The 15,357-nt window shown below is 64.7% G+C and carries 14 protein-coding genes, 1 pseudogene and 1 riboswitch; of the genes and pseudogenes, 12 read left to right on the top strand and 3 right to left on the bottom strand.

Translation table 11 applies throughout. The features are described from left to right. The first annotated feature begins 37 nt into the window (after positions 1 to 37). From ACQ86E_RS22895 to ACQ86E_RS22860, 8 genes and pseudogenes are all read left to right on the top strand, one after another. Positions 38 to 1,700, top strand: a pseudogene (locus ACQ86E_RS22895) (bifunctional metallophosphatase/5'-nucleotidase). Positions 1,701 to 1,833: 133 nt separating this feature from the next. Then, positions 1,834 to 2,763, top strand: coding sequence for a histone deacetylase family protein (locus tag ACQ86E_RS22890; protein ID WP_431201919.1), 930 nt, complete (start codon positions 1,834 to 1,836; stop codon positions 2,761 to 2,763). Between the two features lie 73 nt (positions 2,764 to 2,836). Then, a complete protein-coding gene (locus ACQ86E_RS22885) occupies positions 2,837 to 3,088 on the top strand; it encodes an exodeoxyribonuclease VII small subunit (RefSeq protein WP_008132970.1) in 252 nt (83 codons plus the stop codon). Positions 3,089 to 3,674: 586 nt separating this feature from the next. Next, positions 3,675 to 5,603 carry a 1-deoxy-D-xylulose-5-phosphate synthase gene (dxs, locus tag ACQ86E_RS22880; RefSeq protein WP_431201918.1) on the top strand — a complete coding sequence of 643 codons (1,929 nt, stop codon included), beginning with the start codon at positions 3,675 to 3,677 and terminating at the stop codon, positions 5,601 to 5,603. A 193-nt stretch (positions 5,604 to 5,796) separates the two neighbouring features. Beyond that, positions 5,797 to 6,351 (top strand): nucleoside 2-deoxyribosyltransferase, encoded by a 555-nt coding sequence (locus ACQ86E_RS22875; RefSeq protein WP_431201917.1) that lies wholly within the window; start codon positions 5,797 to 5,799, stop codon positions 6,349 to 6,351. Between the two features lie 25 nt (positions 6,352 to 6,376). Further along, positions 6,377 to 7,111, top strand: coding sequence for a TlyA family RNA methyltransferase (locus ACQ86E_RS22870; RefSeq protein ID WP_431201916.1), 735 nt, complete (start codon positions 6,377 to 6,379; stop codon positions 7,109 to 7,111). Continuing rightward, positions 7,104 to 8,351, top strand: a complete 1,248-nt coding sequence (locus ACQ86E_RS22865) for a class I SAM-dependent RNA methyltransferase (RefSeq protein WP_431201915.1) — start codon at positions 7,104 to 7,106, stop codon at positions 8,349 to 8,351. Before ACQ86E_RS22870 ends, ACQ86E_RS22865 begins: the two co-directional genes overlap by 8 nt. A gap of 94 nt (positions 8,352 to 8,445) precedes the next feature. Next, entirely contained in the window at positions 8,446 to 9,525 is a 1,080-nt protein-coding gene (locus ACQ86E_RS22860) for an Acg family FMN-binding oxidoreductase (RefSeq protein WP_431201914.1), read from the top strand. On the opposite strand, the gene ACQ86E_RS22855 is transcribed toward ACQ86E_RS22860, so the two are convergent. The 3 genes from ACQ86E_RS22855 to ACQ86E_RS22845 form a co-directional block, all read right to left on the bottom strand. Then, positions 9,522 to 10,124, bottom strand: coding sequence for a hypothetical protein (locus ACQ86E_RS22855; RefSeq protein ID WP_431201913.1), 603 nt, complete (start codon positions 10,122 to 10,124; stop codon positions 9,522 to 9,524). The genes ACQ86E_RS22860 and ACQ86E_RS22855 overlap by 4 nt on opposite strands. Before the next feature lie 162 nt (positions 10,125 to 10,286). After that, positions 10,287 to 10,919, bottom strand: a complete 633-nt coding sequence (locus ACQ86E_RS22850; RefSeq protein WP_431201912.1) for a hypothetical protein — start codon at positions 10,917 to 10,919, stop codon at positions 10,287 to 10,289. 180 nt (positions 10,920 to 11,099) lie between these two features. Further along, a complete protein-coding gene (locus ACQ86E_RS22845; protein WP_431201911.1) occupies positions 11,100 to 11,963 on the bottom strand; it encodes a DUF1194 domain-containing protein in 864 nt (287 codons plus the stop codon). 262 nt (positions 11,964 to 12,225) lie between these two features. Continuing rightward, a riboswitch (Fluoride riboswitch) is annotated at positions 12,226 to 12,333 on the top strand. A 97-nt stretch (positions 12,334 to 12,430) separates the two neighbouring features. Here ACQ86E_RS22845 and ACQ86E_RS22840 point away from each other — a divergent pair. From ACQ86E_RS22840 to ACQ86E_RS22825, 4 genes are all read left to right on the top strand, one after another. After that, entirely contained in the window at positions 12,431 to 13,657 is a 1,227-nt protein-coding gene (locus ACQ86E_RS22840) for an MFS transporter (protein ID WP_431206536.1), read from the top strand. Between the two features lie 31 nt (positions 13,658 to 13,688). Beyond that, positions 13,689 to 14,072: a fluoride efflux transporter CrcB gene (crcB, locus tag ACQ86E_RS22835; protein WP_431201910.1), complete on the top strand. Its 384-nt coding sequence runs from the start codon at positions 13,689 to 13,691 to the stop codon at positions 14,070 to 14,072. 134 nt (positions 14,073 to 14,206) lie between these two features. Beyond that, positions 14,207 to 14,512, top strand: coding sequence for an ATP-dependent Clp protease adapter ClpS (gene clpS / locus ACQ86E_RS22830; RefSeq protein WP_431201909.1), 306 nt, complete (start codon positions 14,207 to 14,209; stop codon positions 14,510 to 14,512). Positions 14,513 to 14,582: 70 nt separating this feature from the next. Beyond that, positions 14,583 to 15,344 (top strand): hypothetical protein, encoded by a 762-nt coding sequence (locus ACQ86E_RS22825; protein WP_431201908.1) that lies wholly within the window; start codon positions 14,583 to 14,585, stop codon positions 15,342 to 15,344. Positions 15,345 to 15,357 lie beyond the last annotated feature (13 nt).

Raw genomic sequence — 15,357 nt, 5'->3', positions numbered from 1 at the left:
CGTGAAATCTTCGCGCGGAACGACTAATCTTGGTTCCATGCAACATTTTCTGCGCCCAGCCGTCTTCGCACTCGCGCTGACCTCCGCCCTCCCCGCCTCGGCCCAGACCGCCTTGCCGGTGCAGCTGCGCGATGCTCGCGATCAACGATTTCCACGGCAATCTGCGGCCGCCGCCGGGCGGCATCCGCATCAATGATCCCGAGGACAAGGCAGGGAAGGTGATGGTGGCCGCCGGCGGCGCCGAGTACATGGCGACGCTGGTGAAACAGCTTCGCGAGGGGCACAAGAACACGATCTTCGTCGCCGCCGGCGATCTGATCGGCGCGAGCCCGTTCCTGTCGGCGATGTTTCACGACGAGCCGTCGATCGAGTCGCTGTCGATGATGGGGCTTGCGATCACCTCGGTCGGCAATCACGAATTCGACGAAGGCAAGACAGAGCTGTTGCGGATGCAGAACGGCGGCTGCCATCCCGTCGACGGCTGCCAGGGACCGCGTCCGTTTACGGGCGCCAAATTCCACTATCTCGCCGCCTCCACCGTGGAAACCGCGACCGGCAAGAGCGTGCTGCCGCCGTATGAGATCAGGGAGTTCGAGGGCATCCCCGTCGCCTTCATCGGACTGACCTTGAAGGAGACCGCGGGCATCGTCTCGCCATCCGGCATCGCCGGGCTCGAATTCCGCGACGAAGCCGAGACGGTGAACGCACTCGTGCCGCAGTTGAAGGCGCGCGGCGTCGAGGCAATCGTGGTGCTGATCCACCAGGGCGGCGAGCCCTCGGGCGACTACAATGAATGCCCTGCTATCACAGGCCCGATCGTCGATATCGTCAAGAAATTCGACCGCGCCGTCGACGTCGTCGTCAGCGGCCATACCCACCGCGCCTATATCTGCAATATCGACGGGCGGCTGGTCACCAGCGGCGACAAATACGGCACGCTGGTCACCGCGATCGACCTCACGCTCGATCCGGCAACGCGAGACATCGTCAAAGCCAAGGCCGAGAACGTCATCGTCGCCAATGCCTCGCTGGCCAAGGATCCCGAGCAGACTGCATTGATTGACGCCTATGACAGGCTCTCGGCGCCCATTGCCAACCGCCCGGCGGGATCGGTAACGCAGACGCTGTCGCGCGTTCCGAACGAGGCCGGCGAGAGCGCGCTCGGCGACGTTATCGCCGACGCGCAACTCGCCGCGACCAAAGCGGCTCAGGATGGCAGCGCTGTCATCGCGCTCACCAATCCCGGCGGCATCCGCACCGACATCGTCCCGAAGGAGAACGGCGCGGTGTCGTTCGGCGAGTTGTTCGCGAGCCAGCCGTTCCGCAACCGCCTCGTCACCATGACGCTGACCGGTAGCCAGCTCAAGGACATGCTGGAGCAGCAATGGCTCGATCCGAAGCGCCCGCGAATCCTCCAGGTCTCGAACGGATTCAGCTATACCTGGGACGCAACAAAGCCATTCGGCGAGCGCGTCATGATTGAAAAGATGACGCTGAACGGCCGGCCAATCGAGCCTGGAGGCGGCTACCGCGTCACCCTCAACGATTACCTCGCCGTCGGCGGCGACGGCTTCACGGTCGCCAAACAGGGGACGGCGGCGCAATATGGCAGCTACGATGCGGATGCCCTGTTCGCGTTCTTTCGGGCGCACGGGCCGATCGGACCGCTGCCGCTCAGCCGCATCCTGCGCGTGAATTGATCCGGATCAAACGGACCGGAACGGGACCACCCTTTGCCATTTTCGGCCAAGCGCCTAGATTGGTTTTGCATTGCGTTTTGGCGCCGGATGCGCCAAGCGACGTCGAGAGCCCGTATCCCGTGAGGCCGACCTGATGAGCACGCTTCTCCTCTCCCACAAGGCCTGCCTCGACCACGACACGCCCCCGGGTCATCCTGAAAGGCCCGACCGCCTGCGCGCGGTGGAGGAAGCGCTGTCCCACGAGCGCTTCCAGTTCCTGGTACGCGACCAGGCACCGGAAGGCGATCTCGACCTCGTCACGCTCTGCCACAACGAGCATTACGTGACCGAGCTGCGCCACATGGCGCCGACCAGCGGCCTGATCTATATCGACGGCGACACCTCGATGTCGCCAGGCACGTGGGAAGCGGTGATGCGCGGCGTCGGCGGCGCGGTGGCCGCAACCGAAGCCGTGATGAATGGCGAGCACCGCAACGCCTTCGTCGCCGTGCGCCCGCCCGGACATCATGCCGAGATCGGCAAGCCGATGGGCTTCTGCTTCTTCGACAATGTCGCGATCGCCGCGCGCCACGCCCAGCGCAAATACGGCATCACGCGCGCCGCCATCGTCGATTTCGACGTGCATCACGGCAACGGCACGCAGGACATCTTCTGGTCGGACCCGACCGTGATGTATTGCTCGACGCACCAGATGCCGCTGTTTCCGGGCACCGGCGCAAAGGGCGAGCGCGGCGACCACGACACCATCGTCAACGCGCCGCTCGCCTCCGAGGACGGCGGCCCCGAATTCCGCTCCGCGTTCGAGAATTTGATCCTGCCGCAACTGACGAAGTTCAGCCCCGAGCTGATCATCATCTCCGCCGGCTTCGACGCGCATTTCCGCGATCCGCTGGCCTCGCTGAACCTGCGTGCCGAGGATTACACCTGGGTCACGCGCAAGCTGATGGACCTCGCCGACAAGACCGCGGGGGGCCGCATTGTTTCGGTGCTCGAGGGCGGCTATGACCTGCAGGGACTGAAAGAATCTGTTACGGCGCATGTCGGCGCCCTGATGGGCGCTTGACGCACACGCCACATTAAGCCCGCAAAACTCGGCTTCTCTTCAGGTGAAGCGAATCGGGCAATCGGAAACGGATATGGCCGAAAATACCCAAGTCGACGTCTCCAGGCTGACCTTCGAGCGCGCGATCGAGGAGCTCGAAACGATCGTGAAGCGGCTCGAGGACGGCAAGGTGCCGCTCGAGGAATCCGTGACGATCTACGAGCGCGGCGAAGCGTTGAAGCGCCGCTGCGAGGAATTGCTGCGCCAGGCCGAGGCGCGCGTCGACAAGATCACCACCGATGCCAGCGGCCAAGCCACCGGCACCGCGCCGCTCGACGTGCAGTAAGGACCTCAACCGAGCCGCCCATTTGGAGCGGTGGCCGCCAGCTTTTTTCATGATTGCACGGGTTCCGCCGGCAGGAACGCCGTGGAGCTCAGGTCTTACGTGGTCACGATTGGTGCCGCCAAGGCATTCCAGCTCTCTGAATCCGTCCAAAAGAGCCTCGGTCTCGCCCAAAAACCTGCCACGGAACCGGGCAGAGCCGGAACCTCCCGCAAGTCGCCCCAGTTAACCAATCTGGCCCACGGGTTGCACGTGCATACCCGCAGTCAGCCCGGTGGGTTGGCTTTGGCCCAAGCTTTGGTGTAAAGCTGCGCGCAGTGTGGCTTTTTGTTAGCCTTGCGTGGGCACCAATTACCGACGACAAGCGCTTCAAACTGCTGATGAAATTGGCTGGGACGGACGAAGCCGATCTAAGTGACAGGGATCACAGAGACTGAACCGGAGCGCACTTAAGCTCACCTAAGCTTGAAGACGGGGCTTGGCCCCATGCAGGTGGCTCCGACGGTTTTAGGACTCGCGCTGCGCCGATATTGTGCAAACCCATCGCGCACCGGAATGACCTTCCGGCGCTGACAAATTGGAAATCGCCGTGAACGCATACAGCAAGACGCCGCTTCTCGACACCATCCGGACGCCGGACGACCTGCGCAAGCTCAAGATCGAGCAGGTTCGCCAGGTTGCCGACGAGCTGCGGCAGGAGACCATCGATGCCGTTTCGGTGACCGGCGGTCACTTCGGCGCTGGTCTCGGCGTGGTCGAGCTCACCACCGCGATCCATTATGTCTTCGACACGCCGCGCGACCGGCTGATCTGGGACGTCGGCCACCAGGCCTATCCGCACAAGATCCTCACCGGCCGGCGCGACCGCATCCGCACCTTGCGCACCGGCGGCGGTCTTTCCGGCTTCACCAAGCGCAGCGAGAGCGATTACGATCCGTTCGGCGCGGCACATTCCTCGACCTCGATCTCGGCCGGCCTCGGCATGGCCGTCGCGCGAGACCTCTCCGGCGGCAACAACAACGTTATCGCCGTGATCGGTGACGGCTCGATGTCGGCGGGCATGGCCTATGAAGCCATGAACAATGCGGGCGCGATGAACTCCCGCCTGATCGTCATCCTCAACGACAACGACATGTCGATTGCGCCGCCGGTGGGTGCGATGAGCGCCTATCTGTCGCGCCTCTACTCGGGCAAGACCTATCGCACGCTGCGCGAGGCGGCCAAGCAGATCAACCAGCGCCTGCCCAAGGTCATCGCCAGCCGCGCCAATCGCGTCGAGGAATATTCCCGCGGCTTCATGATGGACGGCGGCACGCTGTTCGAAGAACTCGGCTTCTATTATGTCGGCCCGATCGACGGCCACAACCTCGACCATCTGCTGCCCGTGCTGAAGAACGTGCGCGACATGGAGACCGGCCCGATCCTGGTCCATGTCGTGACCCAGAAGGGCAAGGGCTACGGCCCGGCGGAAGCCTCCGCCGACAAGTACCATGCCGTCGTCAAGTTCGACGTCGCCACCGGCACCCAGGCGAAGGCCAAGCCGAACGCGCCGGCCTACCAGAACGTGTTCGGCCAGAGCCTCGTCAAGGAAGCGGAGAAGGACGACAAGATCGTCGCCATCACCGCGGCGATGCCGTCGGGCACCGGCGTCGACATCTTCAACAAGGCGTTCCCGGACCGCACCTTCGACGTCGGCATCGCCGAACAGCACGCGGTGACGTTCGCCGCCGGTCTCGCGACCGAAGGCTACAAGCCGTTCTGCGCGATCTATTCGACCTTCCTGCAGCGCGGCTACGACCAGATCGTGCATGACGTCGCGATCCAGTGCCTGCCCGTGCGCTTCGCCATCGACCGCGCCGGCCTCGTCGGCGCCGACGGTGCGACGCATGCCGGCTCGTTCGACAACGCCTATCTCGGCTGCCTGCCGAACATGGTGATCATGGCCGCGGCCGACGAAGCCGAGCTCGTGCACATGGTGGCGACCCAGGTTGCGATCAACGACCGTCCGAGCTCTCTGCGCTATCCGCGCGGCGAAGGCCGCGGCATCGAGATGCCCGACGTCGGCGTTCCCCTGGAGATCGGCAAGGGCCGCATCATCCGCCAGGGCAACAAGATCGCCCTGCTCTCCTTCGGGACGCGTCTGGCCGAATGCGAGAAGGCGGCCGACGAGCTCGCCGCTCATGGGCTCTCCACCACGATCGCCGATGCGCGCTTCATGAAGCCGCTCGACACCGAACTGGTGCTCAAGCTGGCTCGCGACCATGACGTCCTGATCACGATCGAGGAAGGCTCGATCGGCGGTTTCGGCTCGCATGTCGCGCAGTACCTGACCGATCAGGGCGCGCTCGACACCGGCATGGTGCGCTTCCGCTCCATGGTGCTGCCCGACGTGTTCCAGGACCACGACACTCCCGCCGCGATGTACGGCCGCGCCGGCCTCGACGCCAAGGGCATCGTCGCCAAGGTGTTCGAAGCGCTCGGCAAGGACGTCAAGGCCGAGACGGTCAAGCTGGCTTGAGGCCGATTCCTCGACCTCTCCCGCTCGCGGGAGAGGTCGGATCGCCCTTGCGATCCGGCTGAGGGTTCTCTCCTCTGGGAGAGTATCTCGATGCGGAGACACCCTCTCCCCAGCCCTCCCCCGCAGGCGGGGGAGGGAGCAGAGCATATGCCGCGGCTCGCACCTCGATCCAAATTTTCTCGGTTCTCTTCTCATGAAAATCTATCTGGCAGGCCCCGACGTGTTCCTGCCGGATGCGGTCGAGATCGGCCGGCGCAAGGTCGATATCTGCGTGGCTCACGGCCTCACCGGCCTCTATCCGCTCGACAACATCGTCGACCTTGCCGCCCCCGACGCCTCGCGGCAGATCTTTTGCGGCAATGAGGCAATGATGGACCAGGCCGACGCCATCATCGCCAACCTCACCCCGTTCCGCGGCGCCGGCGCCGATCCCGGCACCGTCTACGAACTCGGCTACATGGCCGGCCGCCGCAAGTTCTGCCTCGCCTATTCCAACGACGGCGCCGTCTATGCCGACCGCGTCGGCCGATTCCTGACCGTCACCTCCGAGGACGGGCGGCTGGTCGATCCGCACGGGCTGACGGTCGAGGATTTCGGCCACTCCGACAATCTCATGATGATTCATGCGCTGGAGCTGCACGGCTGCCCGCTGGTGACGCCGGCGGAAATGCCTGTCGACGTCTGGCACGATCTTGCTGCATTCGAGGCTTGCGTCGGGATGGCCGCCGCGCGATTGATCGCATCCTGAGCACTCGTTCTCTGTCGGAGACCCGATGTCCCCTGCCCGCAAACGTGCGGATGTCTTGCTGGTCGAGCGTGGCTTGTTCGAGAGCCGGGCGCGGGCGCGCGCGGCTATCGAGGCCGGCCTCGTCACCGCAAACGACAAGCAGGTCGGAAAGCCGTCGGAGACGATCGCGGAGGACGCGGTGATCAAGGCGGAGCCAGCGCACCCCTATGTCTCGCGCGGCGGCGTCAAGCTCGCCGGCGCGCTGGAGCGCTATCCGATCGAGATCGAGGACCATGTCTGCCTCGACGTCGGCGCTTCCACCGGCGGTTTCACCGAGGTGCTGCTGGCGAACGGCGCCAGCCTGGTATTCGCCATCGATGTCGGCACCAGCCAGTTGCATCCCTCACTGCGGGGGCACCCCAAGATCGTGTCGATGGAGGAGACCGACATCCGCAGCTATGACGGCAAGCGGCTGCCGGCACGGCCCGATGTCGTCGTCATCGACGTCAGCTTCATCTCGCTGAAGTCAGTGCTGCCGGTAGCGCTGTCGCTGGCGGCCGCGCCGATGAGCCTGCTGGCGCTGATCAAGCCGCAATTCGAGGCCGACCGGAAACACAACAAGAAGGGCATCATCCGCGACGCCGCCGTGCACCAGGAGATCTGCGACGACATCGCGGCCTTTGCCGCTTCGCTCGGCTGCTCCGACATCGAGGTGTTTCCCTCCCCGATCACGGGCGGCGACGGCAACATCGAATTCTTCCTGGGCGCCCGCCGTGGTTGAGCGCCTGACCATCGATCACGTCGGCCACCGCGGCGATGGCGTCAGCCTCACCGGCCGCGACGCGGTCTACGTGCCCTATACGCTCGGCGGCGAGACCGTCGAGGTCGATCATGTCCCCGGCAACCACCCCGACCGCCGCAAGTTGCTGGCGGTCGATATCGCGAGCCCCGAGCGCATCGCACCGTTCTGTCCGCATTTCGGCATCTGCGGCGGCTGCGCGATCCAGCACTGGGCGGCCGCGCCATATCGCGCCTGGAAGCGCGGCATCGTGGTCGAGACGCTGGCGCAGGCCGGTGTCGATTGCGAGGTGGCGCCGCTGGTCGATGCCCATGGTGCGGGCCGCAGGCGCGTCACGCTGCACGGGCGGTTCGGCACGCATAGCGTCCTCAAGGTCGGCTTCTCCGCGACGAGCTCGCACGACGTCATTCCGATCGACCGCTGCCCCATTCTCGATCCGGCGCTCAACGGCGCGCTCGAGGCCGCCTGGGCACTTGCCGAACCGCTGACGTCCAGAATGCCGGTGACGAAACCGCTGGACATCCAGGTCACCGCCACCGCCAACGGCCTCGATGTCGATGTGCGCGGCTCTGGCCCGCTGCCGACACCGCTGGTCACGGCGCTGTCGCGCGTCGCCGAACAACATCGGCTGGCGCGGCTGACGCGGCACGGCGAGCTGGTGCTGCAACGCCTGCCGCCGACGGTCAGGATGGGCCGCGCCGAGGTCACGCTGCCGCCGGGCTCGTTCCTGCAGGCGACGGTCGCGGGCGAAGAGACGCTGGCCGCGCTCGTCGCAGAACGCGTGGGCAAGGCAAAGGAAGTTCTCGACCTCTTCTGCGGCGTCGGGCCGTTTGCGCTAAGGCTCGCCGAGAAGGCCCGCGTCACCGCCTATGACAACGACGCCGGCGCGGTCGACGCGCTCGCGAAAGCCGCGCGCACGCCTGGCCTGAAGCCGATCAAGGCCGAGCCGCGCGACCTGTTCCGCCGCCCGCTGGTGCCGCCGGAGCTGCGCGACGTCGACGCCGTGGTGTTCGATCCGCCGCGCCAGGGCGCACAGGCGCAGGCACTGAAACTTGCCGCGAGCAAGGTGCCCGTCGTGATCGCAGTGTCCTGCAATGTCGCGACGTTTTCCCGCGACGCACGGCTGCTGATCGATGGCGGCTACAGGATCGAGACCGTGGTGCCGGTCGACCAGTTCCGCCACACGCCGCATGTGGAGCTGGTGACGAAGTTCACGCGGTAGACCTGCAGCGCACCGTCACCAACCTTGATTCCGGTCAATCGCCGCGACGCCCGTCGGCGCTACAAGCGTCATGTGCAATGTGGAGTGGACGTCTGTGGTTGACCGGCGGCAGTTCATCACGTCGGCGCTCGGATTGTCCGCGACCGCTTTCAGCGGTCTGCCTGCCCCGGCTGCGACGATGACCTATGACGAGGCGGTGAACACGTCACGGGCCCCGCTACAGGCCGCGCCGAGGGATCGCGAGTTGGTGCGCTTTGCGACGCTGGCGGCCAACAGCCACAACACCCAGCCGTGGATCTTCACCGCCCGCGGCAACGAAATCGCGATTGCACCGGACTTCGCGCGGCGCTGTCCGGCCGTCGATCCGGACGATCATCACCTCTTCGTCAGCCTCGGCTGCGCCGCCGAAAATCTCATTCTCGCTGCGTCGATACTGGGCTGGCGTGCCCATCCCACAATCGACGGCGACCGGATCGTGATCGCACTCGAGGGGGCCCCGCCGGCAATATCGGCGCTGGCCGACGCGATCCCCATCAGGCAAAGCACCCGCGCGGCTTTCGACGGCAGGACAGTTGCACCCGACATCTTGCGCCAGCTCGATAACGCCTGCCGCGAACCTGACGTCACGGCGATCCTGATGACCGAACGTAGCGCGATCGCCAACGTCACCAACTATGTGCTCGAGGGAAATTCAGCGCAAATGCGCGACAAGACCTTCATGCGCGAGCTCGTGAGCTGGCTTCGTTTCAACGAGACCGATGCGCTCGCGACCATGGACGGGCTGTTCTCGGGTGCCTCGGGGAATCCGACCCTGCCCGCATGGCTCGCGCGCCCGCTCCTGAAATTCGTCCTCACCGAAAGCGGAGAAAACAAAAAGTACCGCGAGGAGCTCGACAGCTCTGCGGGGGTTGTCGTGCTCGCGGCCGATCGAAGCGACACATCGCACTGGATCTCGGTCGGCCGGGCCTGCCAGCGTTTTGGTTTGCAGGCGACTGCGCTCGGACTCAAATATGCCTTCGTCAACCAACCGGTCGAGGTGGCGGCACTGAGGCCGCAATTCGCGACCTCACTCGGACTCGGCGACCGGCGCCCCGATATCGTGATGCGGTTCGGCACCGGCCCGACGCTGCCGAAATCGCTGCGGCGTCCCCCGGAACTGGTGATGAAGCGCTAGCGACGCAGGCCGCTCAACGCAGGCGACTCGCCGGGCAGCATGTTCGATCTGATATCGCTGTCCATGCGGCCCGCGCCCTGCTGGGCGAAGCCGGCACCGAACGACAGGCTGAGATTGGAGGTCGGCTTGAACTCGACTCCCGCGAACGCGCCGTAACCGGGCGAAACGCCGGAGGTGAGCGGCGCCAGCGAGCTGCCGATGCCGTCGCCGAATTTCTGCGAGTTGAAACCGGCAAAGAACGTGACGGGCATGCCGCCCGCGGTCTTGGTGTTGTAGCCGAACTGCGTGCTGTCATAGGAGAGGGCGCCGAAATTGCCGGTCAGTCCCGTCTGGCTGAGGCCGCTCCAATTCAGGTTGCCCCGCCGGCTGCCGACAAAGAAGCCGTTTGCAAAATTGGCGCTCGCACCGGCATCGCCGCCATTGAAGCTCGGAAAGTTGCCGTAGCCGTCGGCACTCTGAACGGTGCTGTCGCCAAGGCCGAAAGCCCCGCCCGGGATCCAATACCTCAGGGGCGCGACTTGCGCATGAGCCGGCGCTCCGCCGAGGCTGAGCACTGTGAAGAGAAGCGCAAGAGCGCAGAAACGTGCAAGTCCGTGCATTCGGGTAACCGTCAGAAAAGTCCTGGAATTATATGCGACGGCTGCCGTGAATGCCAGCGGGCCGGCCCCGTCGTCGAGTTCCCGCGTCCCCCGAGGCCGACTCCTGTGCAGAACGACAGCGCGTCACCGGTTCCGCTGCCCGGTGCGACGTCATCCCGGAATTCAGGCTGTCCTGTCCACCGAAGACGACGAGTCCGCCGGCGGATATTTCGTCACGGGCACCGTGAACGATTTGCTCCCGACCTGGTAGATGATCGTACCGTTCTGTCCGTCCTTGGTCGAGATCTGCGTCTGCCCGAACATGATGACGTTGTTGTAGACGATGCCAGTACCCTGCCGGGTAACGCCGTCGGTGGTGACGCTGACTTGCGCTTCCTTTCCATTGACGGACAGCACCCGAAAGCTCGCACTCTTGCCGTTGTCGCCGGAATAGCCGCCCCAGCTGCCCATCAGGCGGCTGTCGGAGGCCGGCGGCGCCTGCTTCTGGAGAGCCGCACTCTGCTTGCCTACGCCGGACGAAAACAGGAGCACGAGATTCTTGCCGTCCTTGGTACCGACCGTGACGTTCCCGTAGGTGATGGTGGCACCATTGACCTCGCCGAAGCCCCGCTCGGTATGTCCGTTATGAGTGTACTCGATCTGGGCTCGGGCGCCTCGGATATTCACCACCTTGAAGCCAACCGCCTGGTTGTTGCCCGTCCACGCGCCCTTCCAATCACCGAGCAGGCTGCTCTGGTGATAGACCCGCTCGTTGGCCGGCGAAATCTGGCTGGTGCTCGATGTGACGATAGCCATCGGATTGCTCGGCGGAGCTGTCTGAAAGGCCCGCGGTCATGCGCGCCCAGGACAGCAATGTCAGGACACTATTTGGAAACAACGGGAAACAATTCGATTAGGAGCACGAGATGGTTAATGCATGGTTAAACTCAACGGGCAGCTGGATATGGCAGACCGCCTCATTCGGCTCCTGCCGCCTCACCGCCCCCAGCGGTCCGACCAGATCTTCTCGCCGATCAGGCAATTGACCCGCGGCTCCTTGTCCGCAACCGGCACCACCGGACGCTCCGGCGTGCGGCCTGCAACTTCCATCAGCAGCTTGGTGCGGATCGCCTCCTTGAACTTGTCGCGGTCCTTGATCGAGATGACGAAGGAGCCGGGGCCGCCGATGACGCAGTCCTCGTAGTAGGAATCGAGATTGTCGATATCCATGGTCGAGTAGGATGGCTCCTTGACCATGATCGGCAGGCCGTTGATGACGATGCCCTTCTCGAGCGCGGCGTCGCGCGCCGCCGCGACGGGCCCGCCATTGTTGTTGGGACCGTCGCCGGAAATGTCGATGACGCGGCGCAGGCCGCGATAGGGATCCTCGTCGAACAACGGCATCGCGAAATTGATCGCGCCCGAGATCGAGGTGCGCGAGGCGCGCCGGATCGGCGTCTTCATGATCTCGGCAGCGACCGCATCCGCGGTCTCGGGCCCGTCCACCAGCCGCCAGGGGATGATGATCTTCTGGTCGCTGGAGGCGGCCCATTCGAAATAGGTCACCGCGATCCGGCCGTTCGGTCCGAGCTTCAAGGCCTGGAGGAATTCCTTCGACTGGATCGCCTGCGCGTAGCCCTCGCGCTGGATCGCGAGCTCGTCCATGTCCATGGAGTAGGAGACGTCGACCGCGAGGATCAGCTCGACATCGACCGTCGGCGCGTCCTTGTCGGCTGCCAGCCGCTGCGGTTGATTTTTAGGCGGCTCAAATTTAGGCCCAGGTGCCGCGATGCCCGCAACATCCCCTCCGGCGAACATGCCGGCCACCAGCACAGCCCCGATCGAGAACAGCATGCGCATCGCAGTCTCCCGTCGTATGACGCGATGGTGACATGCAATCGCCTTGCCGCAAAGCGCCAAGATCGATTGCACTTCACATTCAGGTCAGGGATTGACGCGCCTTACGCAAAGCTGCCGTCGTCTCGCCTCTTTCGCGCCGCCGGAATACGTCCGATCACTTGCAGCGTCCTTCGGAAGTTCCTGCCGCATCGAGTCGCCAATGACAGCTCACGGACAGAACTCCCCACCTACTTGTCCGGCGCGATTTCCATGCTAGGCTGGACACACAGATGGGGATGGAGTCCCCCGATAACCGCCCGGCGGCCTTGGGGCGTATGCTTGGACCGTACGTATCCTTGGACCGTAGTGGGCTGATGACTCCTGCTTGAGGTGAGGCAATCTTTGAGCCTCTGCCTTTGGCGGGAGCATGGACAAACCCGCCGATGGCGGGTTTTTTGTTGCCCGAGAGCGAAGGCCAGGCGATGGCCATGGACGAAGGCGAGGACGTGACGACGACGACACCGAATGCTGCACGCACCGCGCTGCCCAGAGGGATCTGGGTGCTCGGCTTCGTGTCGATGCTGATGGACATCTCCTCCGAGATGATCCACGCGCTGCTGCCGGTCTATCTCGTCACCGCGCTCGGAGCCTCCACGCTCACCGTCGGCTTCATCGAAGGCTTCGCCGAGGCGACGGCCTCGATCACGAAAATCTTCTCCGGCGCGCTGTCGGACTGGCTCGGCCGCCGCAAGCTGCTCGCCGCGCTCGGCTACGGGCTCGCCGCTTTCACCAAGCCGCTATTCCCGCTCGCCCCCAGTATCGGATGGCTGGTGGCGGCGCGCTTCATCGATCGCGTCGGCAAGGGCATTCGTGGTGCGCCGCGCGATGCGCTGATCGCCGATATCGCGCCTGTCGGCGTGCGCGGCGCGAGCTTTGGCCTGCGGCAATCGCTCGACACCATCGGCGCCTTCGTCGGGCCGCTCGCGGCGATCGGCCTGATGTGGTGGACCGCGGACAATTTTGCCGCGGTGTTCTGGGTGGCGGTGCTGCCGGCATTTCTGTCGTTCGGATTGATCGCGTTCGCGGTGAGCGAGCCGGAGCCGGACCCGAGCCGGGAGCCCGCGAAAAATCCGCTCAATCTCGCCGCGATGCGGCAGCTTGGAGCGGTCTACTGGCGCGTCGTGGCGGTTGGAATCGTCTTCACGCTGGCGCGCTTCAGCGAGGCCTTCCTGATCCTGCGCGCCCAGAACATCGGGCTCAACGCGATGTGGGTGCCGGCGGTGCTGGTGCTGATGAACATCACCTACGCGCTGTCCGCCTACCCGGCCGGCGTGTTGTCGGACCGCATCAACCGCACCGGCCTGCTCGCGCTCGGCCTGGTCTTTCTCGCCGGCGCCGATCTCGTCCTCGCGCTGCTGCCGAATTTGGCGGGCCTCGCGCTCGGCGTGGTGCTCTGGGGGCTGCACATGGGATTGACGCAAGGCCTGCTCTCGGCCCTCGTCGCAGACACTGCGCCGCCAAATCTGCGCGGCACGGCATTCGGCTATTTCAACCTGTTCACCGGCCTCGCCTTGCTGGCCGCGAGCGTGATCGCCGGAGCGCTGTGGGACGCCTATGGCCCTGCCGTGACGTTCTTTGCAGGGCTTGGCTTCGCGCTGGTCTCGCTGGTGGGGCTGCTCACCGTCGGCAATGGGCTGACAGCGGAGGACAAATGATCATGCACGCCGCAAATTGGGGGACGAGACGTTGAACATTCAATACATCCTGGCGGTCGCAGCGGGCGGTGGGCTCGGTGCGGTTGTACGCTATCTCGTTGCGATCGGCTCCGGCCGGCTGTTCGGCACCGACTTTCCCTGGGGCACCTTGATCATCAACGTGACGGGATCGTTTCTGATCGGCCTTTTGGCCGCGCTGTTTGCGACCAGATGGAACCTGCCGCAGGCAGCCCGAATTTTCCTGACGGTCGGGATCTGCGGCGGCTACACGACATTCTCCACGTTTTCGCTGGATGCCTGGTACCTGATCGAGCGCGGTCAAACATGGGCCTCCGCGGCCTATATGATCGGCTCGGTCGCGCTGTCCGTGGGTGCGCTCATTGCCGCGATGCAATTGGTGCGCGCGCTGCCGTGAAGGCACATGCCCAACCGGCGCATTCCTGCCATTCCCTTGGGCATGATGACGAGGGGCTGACCATCTTGGAGAGGCCCCGGGTCCTGCAATATGATAGAGCGGTGCTCGTCAGGGCCGGGGCGTTTCAGGACACCATGAACGACACCGTCACCACACCCAAGACGCGGACCAAAACCAAGGTCGAGCGTCCGAAGCTGCACAAGGTCATCCTGATCAACGACGACTTCACGCCGCGTGAGTTCGTCACGATGATCCTGAAGGCCGAGTTCCGCATGACCGAGGATCGGGCCTACAAGGTGATGATCACGGCGCACAAGCTGGGCGCCTGTGTGGTCGCCGTGTTCACCAAGGACGTCGCAGAGACCAAGGCCACCCGCGCCACCGACGCCGCCCGCACCAAGGGCTATCCGCTGCTGTTCACGACGGAACCGGAGGAGTAAGGGCGCCGGTCGTCTCAATTTTACCGATCAGCGCTACCACGGGTTCAATATCCTGTGTCACGACGATGCGATGTCAGTCGCCCTGCGCAAACAGCTCGAGTTCAAGCCGGCCCGCCACGAGACCTCGTTCGGTCCGTTTAGGCTCCTGCATGCGTTGCCCTGGCTGATCCTGGCGGCGGCAATGCGGGTGATCGCGTTCGGCGGCGGTGCCGTGGCACTGCCGGCGATCATCGTCGCCGACGTCTCGGTGCTGCTGGCCTTCTTCGCGACGGCACGACAATCGATCGAGGCCGCCGGCGGCCAATCCTCACTCGGCGAGTTGACGTTCGGTGAACAGCTGAGGCTTTCGTTCGCCATCCTTTGGCGGATCGCTCTCGTGATGATCGTGGCCGCGCTCGGCACCGAGGCAATCGGCTATGGGGCTGCTCATCATCTCATGGCCGGTCTCGACGGCATGGCGTTTGACCAGTTCACTCATCCCGGACGATTCTGGAGTGCCTGGATCGCCGCCCTCGTGCTGCTCATGATCATCCGCGCCGAGCGCGACGACGGCAAGATCGCGCTGTTGGCCGCGATCGGCGAGTTCGCGCGGCGCGGGCTGTGGCTCGGCGCCGCCGTGATCGTTCTCGGTCTCGTCAACATCGCCCTCGCCTACGGACAAGAAGCCGTGCGGAGCGCAATCTGGAATTTCTGGCAGACCTCGTCGGCGACCCCATTCACCAAGAACCTGATCTATTTCTGCTTCATCTTCAGTTTCGCCACGCTGCGGCTGTGGATCACCCTGACGATCCTGACGCTGGGGCTGAGGCAGTCATATATTCGCGCTGACTAGGTCCGCCGACGGC

Source organism: Bradyrhizobium betae, from assembly GCF_050632175.1.
Classification (GTDB): Bacteria; Pseudomonadota; Alphaproteobacteria; order Rhizobiales; family Xanthobacteraceae; genus Bradyrhizobium; species Bradyrhizobium betae_B.
The sequence above is the reverse complement of the archived record's forward strand: the minus strand, read 5'-3'. Positions and strand labels throughout refer to the sequence as shown.

Excerpts from the sequence above, each read along its gene's own strand:
- ACQ86E_RS22890 (WP_431201919.1), top strand. The coding sequence starts at position 1,834 with ATGAGCACGCTTCTCCTCTCCCACAAGGCCTGCCTCGACCACGACACG.
- ACQ86E_RS22885 (WP_008132970.1), top strand. The coding sequence starts at position 2,837 with ATGGCCGAAAATACCCAAGTCGACGTCTCCAGGCTGACCTTCGAGCGC.
- ACQ86E_RS22875 (WP_431201917.1), top strand. The coding sequence starts at position 5,797 with ATGAAAATCTATCTGGCAGGCCCCGACGTGTTCCTGCCGGATGCGGTC.
- ACQ86E_RS22870 (WP_431201916.1), top strand. The coding sequence starts at position 6,377 with ATGTCCCCTGCCCGCAAACGTGCGGATGTCTTGCTGGTCGAGCGTGGC.
- ACQ86E_RS22855 (WP_431201913.1), bottom strand. The coding sequence starts at position 10,124 with ATGCACGGACTTGCACGTTTCTGCGCTCTTGCGCTTCTCTTCACAGTG.
- ACQ86E_RS22850 (WP_431201912.1), bottom strand. The coding sequence starts at position 10,919 with ATGGCTATCGTCACATCGAGCACCAGCCAGATTTCGCCGGCCAACGAG.
- ACQ86E_RS22845 (WP_431201911.1), bottom strand. The coding sequence starts at position 11,963 with ATGCGCATGCTGTTCTCGATCGGGGCTGTGCTGGTGGCCGGCATGTTC.
- ACQ86E_RS22840 (WP_431206536.1), top strand. The coding sequence starts at position 12,431 with ATGGACGAAGGCGAGGACGTGACGACGACGACACCGAATGCTGCACGC.
- clpS (WP_431201909.1), top strand. The coding sequence starts at position 14,207 with ATGAACGACACCGTCACCACACCCAAGACGCGGACCAAAACCAAGGTC.
- ACQ86E_RS22825 (WP_431201908.1), top strand. The coding sequence starts at position 14,583 with ATGTCAGTCGCCCTGCGCAAACAGCTCGAGTTCAAGCCGGCCCGCCAC.